This window comes from uncultured Cardiobacterium sp., assembly GCF_938028825.1.
Classification (GTDB): Bacteria; Pseudomonadota; Gammaproteobacteria; order Cardiobacteriales; family Cardiobacteriaceae; genus Cardiobacterium.
In genome coordinates, this window is record NZ_CALIZP010000071.1 from 81,293 (window position 1) to 95,173 (window position 13,881).

Here is a 13,881-nt window from a genome sequence, read left to right on the forward strand (position 1 = left end):
TTGCGCTCTTGGCAGCAGCACAGAAGAAAAGACCGCCAAGCGGCGTCATTACCGGGTTCGTCAAGTGGCATTATTGCCGGGTTTTGTCGCTGCGCGGTTTGTTTGCTGCCCTCTCTCCAACCCCTCCGCCGGGTACCCACAAAACGCGAGCGTTTTTGTGGGGCGCGGCCACGGAGAAGGGGCTTTTTTTGTGCGCGTTTCAGGATTGGAGGCTCGCCGCCAGGCGGCGTAAAAACCGGGCCCGTCAAGCGGCGATAAAAAACGCCCCCGCAGGGGCGTTTTTCTTTTTATGCCGCAATCAGCGCCTGGCGGCGGTGAGAGTGCGGTGGGCGAAGACGCTCATCCCGCCGATGAAGGCGGCGAGGCCCAGCCAGGCGGCAGTCGTGCCCCAGTTGGCGAGATTCAGCGCCAGCGGTGCATCCGAGCCGCCGTTGGTGACGGAGATGACGATGACGAAGGCGAGGATGACACCAATCAGGCTTTCGCCGACAATCAGCCCGGCGGCGAAGAGTGTGCCGATGCGGTCAGCGGCAGCAACACGTTTTTCGCTGTCCGCACCGTAGCGGCTGCGAATATGGCCACGCAGGAAGGCAGCGAGGAAGGCGCCGATGATAATCGGCATGTTGATGGACGGCGGCAGATAGATGCCCATGCCGACCGCCAGCGCCGGCAAGCGTTTGTGGCCACGGCTCGTTTTTTTCAGCAGCAGGTCGGCGGCAATCAGCACCACGCCGATGGCGACACCGCTCAGAATGTATTGCCATTGCAGATCGTGCGCGAAGATGCCTTTGGTGATGCTGGTCATCAGTGTCGCCTGCGGTGCGGACATCGCTTCGGCTTCGTTCATGCCGGGACGCGGCATGGCGTCGGGGAAGCCGTAGGCCTGATAGAGCAGTTGCAGCACCGGCGCGACGACGACGGCGCCGACCACTACGCCGATGATCAGCGCCACCTGTTGCCGCCACGGGGTTGCTTGCAGCAGGTAGCCGGTTTTCAGGTCTTGCAGGTTGTCGTTGGAAATGGAGGCGACGCAGACCACCGCCGAGCCGCAGAAGAGGGTGAGCGCCAGCAGGAAGCGGCGGTTGCCTTCGTCGGCAAAGAGTCCGCCGGATTCGCCAATCAGGAGCAGCACCAGCGAGATGATGATGATGGAGATGATGCCGATGCCGGAAATCGGGCTGGAAGAGGAACCGACCAGCCCCGCCATGTAGCCGCAGGCGGCGGCGACGAGGAAGCCGATGATGACGGTGAGCAGCACGCAGGCGATGACCAGCAGCCAGGCGATGCCGCTGGGGATCGTCGCCGCATCAATGAAGTGGTAGAAACTGAAGCCGAGCAGCACCATCATGACGAGGGTGATGGCAATCATCGCTCGCGGCGACAAATCCTGCTCGATGCGCGCGGTGGAGGCGGGCGCGTTGCCGCCGAAGGTGCGAAAAGACTGCTTCATGCCTTCAACGGTCGGTTTCAGGAGGGTAATCAGCGTCCAGATGGCGGCGATACCGATGGTGCCTGCGCCGATGAAACGCACTTTTTCCCGCCACAGCGTCATGGCAAACGCGGTCATGTCCGCACCGTCCGGCATCGGCGTGGCCGCAGAAAAGAACGGCACCGCACCGCCCCAGGCGAAGGCGATGCCGAGCAGGATGGCGATGCCGCCGGTCAGCCCGACCAGATAGCCCGCGCCGAGCAGCGCCAGCGAGTAACCCATCGGCAGTTGGAAAATGGCGTTGCCGCTTTTGAACCAGTAACCGGCGCTGTCGCTGATGACGCGCAACCCCTGGCTCAAGAAGCCGATGGTGCCTGCGAGCAGCCCGCCCGCGACAATCTCGCGGATGCCGCTGTCGCCGCTGCCTTCTGCGGCGCTGTGGCTGCCGACTTTGAGGATTTCTGCCGCCGCAACCCCTTCCGGGTAGGGCAAATCCGTCTTCACCACCATCGCATAACGCAGCGGGATGGTGAAAATCACCCCGAGGATGCCGCCCGCGATGCAGAGCAGCGTCGTCTGCCAGAACGGGAAACCGGCCCAATAGCCCGCCACCAGCAGGCCGGGCAGGACGAAAATCACGCTGGAAATCGTGCCGGCGGCGGATGCCTGCGTCTGCACCATGTTGTTTTCCAGAATATTGCTGCCGCTGGCGAATTTCAGCACCGCCATGGAAATCACCGCCGCCGGGATAGAGGAGGCAAAGGTCAGGCCGACTTTCAGGCCGAGATACACATTGGAGGCGGTAAAAACCACCGTAATCAGCGCGCCCAGCACCATGCCGCGCAGCGTCAGCTCGCGCACATGGGCGAGTGGGTCGGAAAGCGGATTCACAGACATAAACAAAAACCTCATAAATGGACGAGCGCCGAATGTTGAAATTAAGTTAATGAAAAGTCAAGAAAAGGTGCGGAAAAAATACCGTGAACTGTGAAAAAATAACCACTCTCGCCCTTTTTTACGGAAAAAACCATGAAACTGAAACAAATCCTGTGCATAAGCGCCATCACCGTCATCGCCGGCTGCGAATCCATGGCCGACCTCGCCGGCTACAACTCGCAGGCGCTGAACCTCAAAGCCTCCGAAAGCTACTTCACCCTGCTCAGCGAGGCGCGCAACGAAAACGCGCTGGATACCCGCTCCTCCACCGCGCAGCGCGTCCACCGCGTCTTCAACCGCATGGTGCCGGTGGCAAACGCCGACAACCGCACCGGCATCCCGTTCGACTGGCAGATGAACGTGCTGCGTTCCGACGAATTGAACGCCTGGGCGATGCCGGGCGGGAAAATGGCGGTGTACAGCGGCCTTGTCGAAAAACTGCAACTTTCCGACGACGAACTCGCCGCCGTCATCGGCCACGAAATGACCCACGCCCTGCGCGAACACACCAAAGCGCAAGTCGGCCAGCAACTGCTCACCGGCATCGGCATGCAAATCGGCAGCGCGGTGCTGGCGAGCAAAGGCAACATCGACCCGGACATGCTCAACATGGGCTCCTCGCTGCTTGCCGAATACGGCATCAACAAACCGTTCAGCCGCCAGCACGAAACCGAAGCGGACATCGGCGGGCTGATGCTGATGGCGCGCGCCGGCTACAACCCGCAGGCGGCCATTTCCGTCTGGCAGAAAATGGCACAGGCGGGCGGCGGCAGCATGCCGACCTTCCTCTCCACCCACCCCAGCAGCGGTGACCGCATCGCTGTCCTGCAACAATACATGCCGGAAGCGATGAACCTCTACATGCAAAGCCGCCCGCGCTGAATGCGAAACACCAAAAAACCCCCGCTTGCGGGGGATTTTTTATGCGGGAAACGGGTATCCCTCCCGCTTGGCAATATCGGTAAATTGCAGAAGAAAATAACGGCGCAGGGCGGATTGCAGCCTGCCATCGGCATTATTGCGGCGGTAATGAAGCCTGCCCTGCACGAAACCTTGTTTTTTGCTTTCAGCATTATGACCTTTACACATCGACTTATGCCAAATCGTGATTTTACAAGCAGCGCTTTTGCCCATAAAGTAAGCGGCAACACCGTTTGACTGCAAAACAAAGGAGAAACCCATGGCAAAACATGATAAGCCCGCAGACAAGGCGAACGCGCAACAGGCAACCGGCATGGTGCCGTCCGGCTTGCCGTTCTTGCCCGGATGGCGCGTCAAATATGAGCAGTGGTCGGCAAATCATCATGATGACGGTGCGGCGGGCATCTTTCCGTCTGCGTACCATAACGGCGATGAAATCCCGGCGGACATGATTTACGGCGGAACAGGTGTCGATACCCTCTGTGGGGGCGAGGGAGATGATATACATGAATGCGACGGACATCACCTTTCGGGCAGCGGTCATGACGGCTTCCCCCATGACAACGACCGGATAGTACCGCCTGATTTCTTGCCCAATATCGGCCTGCACCATAACAACAGCGGAAATGACGACCGGGCAGACAATAATGACGATGACCCGCTCGCCCGCCTGCTGCGACGGTTAAGGCAAAGAAAACGGTAGCAAGCGTAGCGTGGGCAACTTGTCGCCTACGAGGATAAAAAGGCTATAAGAATCGGGAATTTGCAATGAATGGCACTACTTCAAATATCTTCCAGAAAATAGCGGATCATATCGACTACTATTACTGGAATCCTCAGCCGGGTCACCCGCCGCGCTGGTTGAATATCATGGTATTTTCTACATCACTATTCCTATGGTTTGTTGCTTGGGCACCGATCAAAGTAAAAACAACAGAGGTTTTACAACTTTCATCAGACAAAGGCGATGAAGTTTATTTAATAGAAAATACTGGAGAAAAAAGTAGTTACAGAGGCAGCATTTCAAGTGACTGGATGAAGCTCAAAATCAATAAAAAAGATTATTGGTGTATATGTAAAATGAATTTCTGTCCACATAGTGATACTAAGGCAAATAGAGCAAGGGGATTTACTATAAAGGATCCATTAATTAGAGGAGATTTAAAAGTAATTATTATTAACAATAAATATTGCCTTGTAATAGAAAAATATTTAGCAGAAGGCAAAGGAGGGAATAATATAAATTTTTCTCTATCTTCTTCAGAAATCAAGCACGAATTACGTAATGTTGGTCCAATGGAAAATTACAATTTTCAAAAATATATATGGGGATGGGTAGTATTTATATACCTAATAGGGTTTATCTATAAAGCTAAATTTAAATAGCTAATGATGCAAATCATATTAAATTTATTTACTACATTTTCTTGTTAACCTAGGAGTTTAAAATGGCTACAAATGGTGCAGCTTTAGTTATAAATAGAAAAGTATGGGAAGCTATTTCAATAGCTAATTATGGTCTTGCTGCGGGCCAGAATCTTGAAATATATAACTCTGATATTGGTGGTAACAAAATCATAGGCATTGCACAGGCTGCAAATGCAGGATCAGGTGTATTAGATACACTCAATATTGGAAACCCTAAAATACATAAATTTATAGGTTCAGTCTCCGATAATATTATAGTATTTGTTACATTTTATAGTGTATCTGCTGATAATAGAGAACTGTCGGATGCAGGTAATAAATTAACTATGGGTGATATATTAACACTAGGAGGTTATATTGCATCTAATTTTCCTCCTGGCGCTGTTTTTGCTATTGGCGGTGTTGTCTTTAATGCCGCCGGTATTGCATATACACTCTTTCAAAGTGTTGATGGGCATAATCAATGGACATGGGACTATCTGAATTACGGTTATGAACGCACTATCATGAGTGGTTTCATCAATGATTCTTGGGCAGATAATGATCAAATTGCTTATAAACACACCATTAAGGAATCCGGAGGTGCGCAAACACTTAAATGGATTATAGCGGCTATTGAGGGAGAGAATACTTTGGTTACGTATAACCAAGTTATTAATGATGTACAACCAAATAACTATCGTGATAAAGCCCTAAATTATATATATCTTCCAGAAGAGCGAGGAGGTGCCGGAATCAGGATTGCAACAGCGAATCAAGTAGATGTTCTAAATGAAAGTAGAAAATATCATCTCAGCTTCATCCGCCAATCCCCAGATGAACTGTATGAGTTTTTAAAACTCGAACAAGACCGGGGTAATGCCGATACAGTCACGGCCTACCTGAACGCGCTGAAAAATGTCAATCCGGTAGTGGTGCATAATCCGCACAAATTCCGGCATGAGCCGATGACGCTGGATGATGTCAGCGAGGAGTGGGTGAAGGCGCGTACCTGGCTGATTATGGAAATGCGCACCAAGCTGGGCATTCAGTATTATCAGGATGCACATGTGATTGGTGGCGAGGTCAATGAAAGCGATGCCAAAGATCTTGAAAAAAATCCTGATATTTATAACTTGCCGCAGAACGAAGATTATTTCAAGCAGCATATTGCCAATACTTTACGCGTGCGGGAAAGTTACGGTTTCGGCAAAGATGCACATATCCGCTTCGTCAATCATGGCAAATTTTTTGAATTTGATAACGGCAAAGATGGCGACGTGCATAATGTGGTCTTTATGGATTCTGAATATAGTGCCTCCTATACGGTTCGTGGCAGGAATGGCGATATCGTCATTGGCGACGAGGGAGACAATATCATTACCGGTAACTGGGGTGATGATACCCTTTATGGCGGTAAAGGTAATGACCGCCTGTATAGCAGTCAGGGCTTTGACAGGCTGGATGGTGGTGAAGGTCATGATACTTATGCTTTTTCCAATACAGCGGAAATGCGCGGCATTATTACGGATAGCGACGGGCAGGGCAAAATCACGCTTTTCGGCAAAGAACTGGGCAAAGCTGTGCAGTTTGAGCAGATAGCGCCCGGCAGTGATGTCTGGCAGGGTGAGTATCAGGGCGAGGTATTGAGAGCTACCCTGACACCCAATGGCGATTTGCATATTACCGGCACGACATCGCAAGCCGATTTGCTGATCGAAGGTTGGCGCGATATGGGGCATGACAAGCTGGGCATCATACTGGGGGAATTTAATGACAAGGCACCGGGTGACGGCTATACGCTGATTGAAGGCGATTGGCGTACCCGGGTGATTGGGGCGGAAGTTTATCAGGATGTAGCGGATTATCTTCAATTTACCTATGAAGACCGCTGGGATGAACGTAATGCTAATGGTGCTATTATTAATCCTTACGGTGTTTATCAGAAAGATTTTGATGATATTATTTTTGCAGGAGGACATAAGACGATTGCTCATGGCCGGGGCGGCGATGATGCCATTCAAGGCAGTCGAGAAAACGACCGCATTTATGGCGAATCCGGCTCGGATTTGCTGGCTGGTAATGGTGGTGCGGATATTATTGATGGCGGTGATGGCGATGATTTTATTTTTGCCGATGCCAGATTGACTTTTGGTGTGCGTCAGCAGCAGTCAGCAACCTGGCAACCATCCGGAAAATATCAGCAGATTATTTTCTCCGGCACCAAATGGGGTGTTTACAGGGATAAATCTGGAGCTATTGTCCATGATGGCATAGAGCGTATAGATATTTTTGATAAACCGTCCAATGAAGAGGGCGCCAAGTTATATGGCGGCAGCGGCAGTGATCATATCATCGGCAGCAACCGCAATGACTTTATCTCCGGTGATCTGGATACACAGGAGGCACATGTTGATAAAGATGCCGGTAATGACCTTATTTTCGGTCTGGGTGGAATGGATACCATCTATGGCGATAAGGGTAACGACATCATTTATGGTGATGGTAATACTGTCGGCCAGAATCTCGGGCAAGTAGAGGAAAGCCTGCATGGCAATGACACGCTTTATGGCGATGGCGGCAATGACTCGATTTATGGCGGTGGCGGTGGTGACTATATTTATGGCGGCGCCGATAATGACAGCCTCTTTGGCGATGAAGGCGACCGAATCGACCACAGTAATCAACAGCTCAGTGAAAAAGCACATGGTGAGGATCATGTTTTTGGTGAGGACGGCGATGATTATATTGTCGGCGGTGGTAAAGGGGATGAATTGTATGGCGGCAATGGCTCGGACCGTATTTGGGGCGATTATCACCGCAGCAATAATTACACGGCAGATGACGGCGATGACAAGATATATGGCGACGCCGGCGATGATTTTCTCTTTGGCGGCGGCGGGCATGATCGTATTTGGGGCGGAGATGACAAGGATCAGATTATCGGCGGCACCGGTAATGACAAAATCTTTGGCGATGCCGGCGATGATGTCATTTGGGGAGACGATGACCGGGGGAATACAACGAAAGATCACGGCATGGATACCATTTATGGCGGAGCCGGCCATGACGTTATTTTTGGCAATGGCAATACCGATTGGCTCTATGGCGAAGAAGGGAATGATGAATTGCAGGGCAATCAGGGCAGTGATCATCTCTACGGCGGCAATGGCAATGATGTGCTGTGGGGTCAGGAAAATGGCGATGAACTGCGTGGCGGTGCAGGGAATGACAAGCTCTATGGTGATGACAATAAGGTCGCCACGCTGGCAGATCACGGTCGGGATACTCTGCTTGGCGGAGATGGTAACGATGTGCTGGCCGGTCACGGTGATTATGATGAGCTTTACGGCGGTGACGGTGATGATCAGCTCTTCGGGGAAGATGTGGAGTATCCCAGCCGGCATGATCCTGCCTACAACACTTCCGCCAACGCACAACGCGGTGATTTTCTTGATGGGCGCACTGATTTTCTTGATGGCGGCAGGGGCAATGATTATCTCGATGGCGGCTTTGGTATGGATACGCTTTATGGCGGCGAGGGTCATGATTATCTATGGGGCGGCAGTGGCGAGGATTTTCTTTACGGCGAAGACGGCAATGACGAAATCTCCGGCGATACCGACGATCCCGACAAACTTGATCCACAGGAATGCCACGATGACACGATTGATGCCGGTGCCGGCAATGACAAGGTTTCCGGCGGCGCCGGAGGCGATACCATTTGGGGCGGTGCAGGCAATGACATCATCCACGGCGATAATCTGCTCAATGAACGTGGCGAAAGCCGGATCATCGGCAATGACACTATCCATGGCGGCGACGGCACGGATTATCTTTACGGCGATGGCGGCAACGACAAGCTCTATGGCGATGACGGTGATGATTATCTCCTCGGCGGCAGCGGCAATGATGTGCTGCAAGGCAGCGAGGGCGAGGATTATCTGCACGGCGGCACCGGCACCGATTATCTCTTTGGCGGGCTCGGCACGGATTATTACTACTTCGCCCGGGGCGACGGCGAAACTTATATTGATGATCCCTTCGGTGCATCGTTATTGACGCTCGATACGTTCAGCAATCTCCGTCTGGGCAGTTATGCGGAAGGGATGGTGATTTATAACGGCGTCGAAGGCGATGCGGTGTATCTGAAAGGTTATTTCCCGCATGACACCGAGCATTCCCTGCCCTGGAACAATCTGCTGCTGCAAGCGGCCGATACCGGGCAGCGCATGACGCTGGGCAACGCGCTGCTGCGGCAGTTGCAGCAGCAGGGCGGTAACGGCAATGATGCGGATGATGTGCTGACCGGCACGGAAAATGATGATTTCTTCTTTGCCGGTGACGGCGATGATCTGCTCTTTGCCGCAGGCGGCAATGACGCAATCGACGGCGGCAATGGCGATGATGTGCTGCACGGCGGTGAGGGCAATGACACTATCTACGGCAAGGCGGGCGATGATGTGCTGCACGGCGACGGCGGCGATGACCGCTTGAGCGGTGGTGCCGGCAGTGATCATCTGCACGGCGATGGCGGGCGCGATGTGTTTGTCTTCGACGTACTGGAAGAGGCTTCATTCGACACGATTTACGATTTCACGGCGGGCGAGGACAAAATCGCCTTGCAGCACGAAGTTTTCACCGGCCTGCACTTTTGGGTCAAAGAGGAAAACTTTGCTTTCGGCAAGACGGCAACGACTGCCGAACAGCGCCTGCTGCTCGACAAAGTGGACGGCAAACTCTATTACGATGCCGACGGCACCGGCGACGCCGCCGCGATTCATATCGCCACCCTGCAAAACAGCGCGCTGGAACAGATCAATCACAACAGCTTCATGCTGCTGTGAGTGGCGGGATGATGTCGTAGCGGCGCTTATACCAATCCCCTTCGTGCACGACAAAAATCCATCGCCCGCCGAAGTAGTGGATATCAATGCTTCGTCAAGCGGCGTGGTTATCAGGTTTGTTGCTTCGCGGATTTGTCTGGCCCTCTCCCCCAGCCCCTCCCCCATAGGGGGAGGGCTTTTTGTCGTGTACGAAGCCAATCCCGATAAACAAGCGGGCTTCAGCCCGCCGTAGCGATATTGATGGCGCGCCGAAGCCCGCCCTGCAAACGTCGTCTTGTTTCTTGGGGTCGGTGTTATAGTTGAATAGATAAAAAAGCGTAACAAGGCGCGTCGCCGCAGACAGCACAAGTAGTACGGCAAGGCGACGCAACGCCGTTACGATTTTCTAGATGTTTAACTATATCGACTGCCGCGTTCAATCTATTGCCAGATGCGGGTGTTCGCGATCCACGATGCCGTGGCGGGCCGCAACGTCGAAATGCGTACGCAATGCCGCAACCAGCGCCGCCACCGCGCGCCGCACCTGTTCGTCGTTGCTGCCGGCAAAGCCGTCGATTGGGAAGAAGACGCGGCGGGTGGCGGCGGTGATTTTGCCGTGTTCGCTTTGCCGCCAAGTCCAGCGGCGGGTGCGGATTTGTTGCCCGACGGCATAGACGGCTTCACCCACATCCGGCGTCTCCGTGGCACCGCCACCGAAGGGCAGGAAGACGTCGCCCGCGCGGGCGGGGCGCAGGGTGATGTCGTCATCCGCGCCGCCGAGATCGTGCGTGCCCATCGGCAGGGTGTGTTCCAAGCTGATGGCATTGTTGAGGTCAACCAGCGGATTGATGGCGGGCAACCCCTTGCCTTTGCCGATGCGGCTGAGGAGCGCCTCGATACTGCACGAATATTTGTTCGGGTTGATGCCGAGCGCCTGAAAAGCGGCGCGATAGGGCGCAATGGCGGGCGCTTCCCGGATTTTTACGCCCTGCCAGCGCGCGGCGGCGGCGGTGATGGCGGTATGCAACTGGGCTTCGATGGCGGGGCGCGCAGTGGCGTTGTCCACACCATCGGCGACCACGACCCCGATATAAAGCCCGGGCAGGGCGGCAAAAATCTCCGGCGCAACGGTGAATTTCATGCTTTTCCCTCCACTTTGGGCAAGGTGGCAATCGGCAGGCTCCGGAAGAGGTAGCCGTCAAATTCCGGCGCGTCCACATCGGAGAGCAGCAGCAGCGTTTCGCGCACGTTTTCCAGGTGCTGCCACATTGCGTGTTTGGCGGCGACCGGGTCCTTGCGTTTCAGCGCATTCAGCACGGCGCGGTGGTCGTCCAGCCAGCGCTGCCAGTACGTGGTGTTGGCGATGTGGCGGTGCAGTTGTTCCCACATCGAGCTGCGGCGGCGTTGCAGCCAGAGATGGCGCACGCTTTCCGCCAGCACGCTGTTCTGCGTCGCCTCGGCCACACGCAGGTGGAACTGTTCGTCGCTGCCGTAATCGGTGCTGCCTTCGCGCACTTCCTGTGCCTGAATGTTCAGGATGCGTTGCAGGTCTTCGATGTCGCTTTTGGTCACGGTGAGCGCGGCGGCTTCGGCGATGCTGCTTTCCAGCACCTGCCGCGCCTGCATCAGCTCGAAGGGGCCGATGTCGCCGTCGTCGTCATTTTTCGGCGTGCTACCGTCCGGCAGGCGGATGATGTACACGCCGGAACCCTGCCGCACTTCAACGAGGCCCTGGATTTCCAGCATGATGAGGGCTTCGCGCAACAGGGCGCGGCTGACGTCGAGCTGCTCGGCGAGGTTGCGCTCGGCGGGCATTTTGTCGCCGACGGCGAAGTTGCCGTTTTTGAGCATTTGCCGCAGTTCGGCGGCGACTTCGGGGTAACGGCGGCTGATGCTGGGGGTGTTCATGATGTCGTTCCTTGTGGTTGCAGCATGTGCATGATGAGGCGGATAAGCGTGTCTTTTTGTGCCGGGGCGGATTCGGCGACAAGCAGGGTCAGGGCAGCGAGGCCGGTGTCGTTGATGACGGGCTCACCGTCAGCGCGCAGCAGGCGGTGGTTGCGGTGCAGGAAATCCACGAACAGGAAGGCACCGCTGCGTTTGTTGCCATCGGCAAAGGGGTGATTCTTCACCACGAAATAGAGCAGGTGCGCCGCCTTGCTTTCGATGGTGGGATAGGCGGGGGCGCCAAAAATGCTTTGTTCGAGGTTGCCCAGCAGGGCGGCGAAACCGTCTTCCCGCTCGCGGGCGAAGAGTTCGGTCGCCTCGCCGCGCGCGATGAGTTGTTGTTTGAAGGTATGCAGCGCGGTGCGCGCCTCTTGCACATTGGGCAGGACGCCGCCGTTTTCACCCGGCGGTTCTTGCAGCAGGCCTGCGTCATATTGCTGCAGCCAGAGGAAGGTGTGGGTGTAGCGGCTGACGATGTCCACCAGACCACGCCCGCTGTCCACGGTCAGTTCGGGGGAAGCAGCGGTTTTTTGGATGAGCCGCAGCGCCTGTTCGAGTTCGGCAGCGTTTTGTCGCAGGCGTTGTTGATTCAGCGCGTAGCCTTTGAGCAGGTAATCTTTTAGCCGTGCCGTCGCCCAGCGGCGGAAGGCGACGCCTTGCGGTGACTTGATGCGGTAGCCCACCGAGATGACGGTTTCCAGGTCGTAGTAGGTGACCGGGCGGTCGGCAGAAGCAATATGCATTTTTTGCATATTGCTTTTTGTATTGATCTCGCCTTCTTCCAAAGCATTGTTTATATGGCGGGAAATGACGGATTGGTCACGGCCAAACAGTGCCACCATTTGTGCCTGTGAAAGCCAGACGGTGTCGGTGTCAAAGCGGACTTCGACTTGGGTTTGTCCGTCCGCACTTTGGTAGATTTCGATGGGGTTGTGGGTCTGTGTCATGATGCGGTCATCGTTTGGTTGACCTCTTATGTTAGCAGAATGCGCCCGCAGGGGATGCGGGCGCAGTAGGGGGAAGGGGAAACGGGGCTTATTTTTTCCGCTGATAAATCAGCACGGCGCGGTCATCAAAGCTGTAATTGTCTTTGCTGATGCCTTTGGTGGATGGATGCTTGATGCGCATCGGGTCAGCCGCGAGTTGTTCACGCAGGGTTTTTTCGTAGCTGTCCACGCTCGCTTCGGGCGGGTAGATTTCGTAGCCGTCCGAGCTGAGTTCGATGACTTCCGGCGCTTTGTCGAATTGCCATACGCGCAGTTTGTCGTGCGGGATGGGGAAGCCGTCAATGGCCCAGAACTGGAAGGCGGCGGGCGTATGGTTATCCGCTTGGCGGCTTTTTCAGTAATTGCAGGCCACATGGACAAATAGCGTCCACTCTGCGGTTGCCCACTGATAGACAAATAGGGGAGCAGGGAGTACAAACACGCTTCCCAAACCACTTTGACCCATATGAAAAGCCTGCTTTCCTGCCTGCTGTTTGGCACCGCATCCGCTGCCCAGACCATCGCGCCGCCTTATCACCCTGGCTATCCGGTGGGACATACCGCCAGCGCAGAACCACCGCTCACCGCCCTTTTGTCCCACCTGCGCACCCTGTACCAGCAGGGGAAAGCCGCCCTGAGCGGGCAGGACGGCGATGACGAAACCTATCCCGTTGCGGATATTTACACCCGCTATTACCCATATGACTATCCTGAAAAGGCCTGCCATGCCGATTACCCCGCCGACAGTCCGTTCAGCCTTGAGGACCCGCCGCATTGCATGAAGCTGCATAGCCGCCGCATCCTGAAAACTGACAGTGGTCGCCGCCACCTGCTGCTTTTCACCGGCAATACTTTTATCAGCGTGCATCCCATGAAGGGGCGCGCCACGCTCTACATCTACGACGAAAACAGGCAAAACCCCGCAAGAGACATCCTGCGCGGCTATCGCAGCACCCTTATTGGTGATTTCGGCGAAGCGCCGAAAAACTGGCGCTGGCTGGAACTGGGGCTTGGGCGCTGGGGCGTCGTGGGGCTTGATTACGATGTACATACGGGGGACGAGGAAGCCCGCTACATCATCCTGCGTCCGGATGACAACGACGACATGGTCAATATAGTAGAGCACGTTCTTATCGACAAAATCCCCGCTTTGCGTGACAACAGCGGCGCATATGGTGACTGCGAGGAGGAAGAAGATGTCTTTGGCAGAACCCGTGCGCAATGCCTGAGCGGACGAATCAGCCGCCACAGCACCCTTAATGTGCGCAAAGACCTCGCGCCAAATGCGGGCTATTATCCGCTGGAAATCCACATTTTCGATCCGAAAGGGCTTGATAAACCGGATAAAAGCACATTCATCCTGCCCTATAACCCGGACAAAGCCACATGGGAAATCCCGCCTGATTACCCTATCCGCTAGATAGGCAAA

The 13,881-nt window shown here is 54.7% G+C and carries 11 protein-coding genes; 6 read left to right on the top strand and 5 right to left on the bottom strand.

The genetic code is table 11. The features are described from left to right. Positions 1-298: 298 nt before the first annotated feature. The gene (locus Q0562_RS10835; protein WP_298644285.1) at positions 299-2,326 is read right to left on the bottom strand and encodes an oligopeptide transporter, OPT family; all 2,028 of its coding nucleotides are present in this window, start codon (positions 2,324-2,326) and stop codon (positions 299-301) included. A 132-nt stretch (positions 2,327-2,458) separates the two neighbouring features. Here Q0562_RS10835 and Q0562_RS10840 point away from each other — a divergent pair, with 132 nt between their 5' ends. The 5 genes from Q0562_RS10840 to Q0562_RS10860 all read left to right on the top strand — a co-directional run bounded on the left by Q0562_RS10840 (position 2,459) and on the right by Q0562_RS10860 (position 9,540). Next, positions 2,459-3,247 (top strand): M48 family metallopeptidase, encoded by a 789-nt coding sequence (locus Q0562_RS10840; RefSeq protein ID WP_298644286.1) that lies wholly within the window; start codon positions 2,459-2,461, stop codon positions 3,245-3,247. Then, entirely contained in the window at positions 3,248-3,523 is a 276-nt protein-coding gene (locus Q0562_RS10845) for a hypothetical protein (protein WP_298644287.1), read from the top strand. Between the two features lie 22 nt (positions 3,524-3,545). Further along, positions 3,546-3,989 carry a hypothetical protein gene (locus Q0562_RS10850; protein WP_298644289.1) on the top strand — a complete coding sequence of 148 codons (444 nt, stop codon included), beginning with the start codon at positions 3,546-3,548 and terminating at the stop codon, positions 3,987-3,989. A 65-nt stretch (positions 3,990-4,054) separates the two neighbouring features. Next, entirely contained in the window at positions 4,055-4,672 is a 618-nt protein-coding gene (locus tag Q0562_RS10855; RefSeq protein WP_298644290.1) for a hypothetical protein, read from the top strand. A 62-nt stretch (positions 4,673-4,734) separates the two neighbouring features. Further along, the gene (locus Q0562_RS10860) at positions 4,735-9,540 is read left to right on the top strand and encodes a calcium-binding protein (RefSeq protein WP_298644292.1); all 4,806 of its coding nucleotides are present in this window, start codon (positions 4,735-4,737) and stop codon (positions 9,538-9,540) included. A gap of 415 nt (positions 9,541-9,955) precedes the next feature. Here the strand turns inward: Q0562_RS10860 and Q0562_RS10865 are convergent, their stop codons facing one another. From Q0562_RS10865 to Q0562_RS10880, 4 genes are all read right to left on the bottom strand, one after another. Then, positions 9,956-10,660: a phenylalanine--tRNA ligase beta subunit-related protein gene (locus Q0562_RS10865; RefSeq protein WP_298644293.1), complete on the bottom strand. Its 705-nt coding sequence runs from the start codon at positions 10,658-10,660 to the stop codon at positions 9,956-9,958. Beyond that, complete coding sequence (locus Q0562_RS10870; protein WP_298644295.1) at positions 10,657-11,427, bottom strand: FCD domain-containing protein; 771 nt, start codon at positions 11,425-11,427, stop codon at positions 10,657-10,659. Before Q0562_RS10870 ends, Q0562_RS10865 begins: the two co-directional genes overlap by 4 nt. Beyond that, positions 11,424-12,413: a RhuM family protein gene (gene rhuM, locus Q0562_RS10875; RefSeq protein ID WP_298644297.1), complete on the bottom strand. Its 990-nt coding sequence runs from the start codon at positions 12,411-12,413 to the stop codon at positions 11,424-11,426. Before rhuM ends, Q0562_RS10870 begins: the two co-directional genes overlap by 4 nt. Before the next feature lie 88 nt (positions 12,414-12,501). Then, entirely contained in the window at positions 12,502-12,642 is a 141-nt protein-coding gene (locus Q0562_RS10880; protein WP_298644299.1) for a hypothetical protein, read from the bottom strand. A gap of 276 nt (positions 12,643-12,918) precedes the next feature. On the opposite strand from Q0562_RS10880, the gene Q0562_RS10885 reads away from it, so the two are divergent. Continuing rightward, positions 12,919-13,872 carry a hypothetical protein gene (locus tag Q0562_RS10885; protein ID WP_298644301.1) on the top strand — a complete coding sequence of 318 codons (954 nt, stop codon included), beginning with the start codon at positions 12,919-12,921 and terminating at the stop codon, positions 13,870-13,872. Positions 13,873-13,881 lie beyond the last annotated feature (9 nt).

Excerpts from the sequence above, each read along its gene's own strand:
- Q0562_RS10835 (WP_298644285.1), bottom strand. The coding sequence starts at position 2,326 with ATGTCTGTGAATCCGCTTTCCGACCCACTCGCCCATGTGCGCGAGCTG.
- Q0562_RS10840 (WP_298644286.1), top strand. The coding sequence starts at position 2,459 with ATGAAACTGAAACAAATCCTGTGCATAAGCGCCATCACCGTCATCGCC.
- Q0562_RS10845 (WP_298644287.1), top strand. The coding sequence starts at position 3,248 with ATGCGAAACACCAAAAAACCCCCGCTTGCGGGGGATTTTTTATGCGGG.
- Q0562_RS10850 (WP_298644289.1), top strand. The coding sequence starts at position 3,546 with ATGGCAAAACATGATAAGCCCGCAGACAAGGCGAACGCGCAACAGGCA.
- Q0562_RS10855 (WP_298644290.1), top strand. The coding sequence starts at position 4,055 with ATGAATGGCACTACTTCAAATATCTTCCAGAAAATAGCGGATCATATC.
- Q0562_RS10860 (WP_298644292.1), top strand. The coding sequence starts at position 4,735 with ATGGCTACAAATGGTGCAGCTTTAGTTATAAATAGAAAAGTATGGGAA.
- Q0562_RS10865 (WP_298644293.1), bottom strand. The coding sequence starts at position 10,660 with ATGAAATTCACCGTTGCGCCGGAGATTTTTGCCGCCCTGCCCGGGCTT.
- Q0562_RS10870 (WP_298644295.1), bottom strand. The coding sequence starts at position 11,427 with ATGAACACCCCCAGCATCAGCCGCCGTTACCCCGAAGTCGCCGCCGAA.
- rhuM (WP_298644297.1), bottom strand. The coding sequence starts at position 12,413 with ATGACACAGACCCACAACCCCATCGAAATCTACCAAAGTGCGGACGGA.
- Q0562_RS10885 (WP_298644301.1), top strand. The coding sequence starts at position 12,919 with ATGAAAAGCCTGCTTTCCTGCCTGCTGTTTGGCACCGCATCCGCTGCC.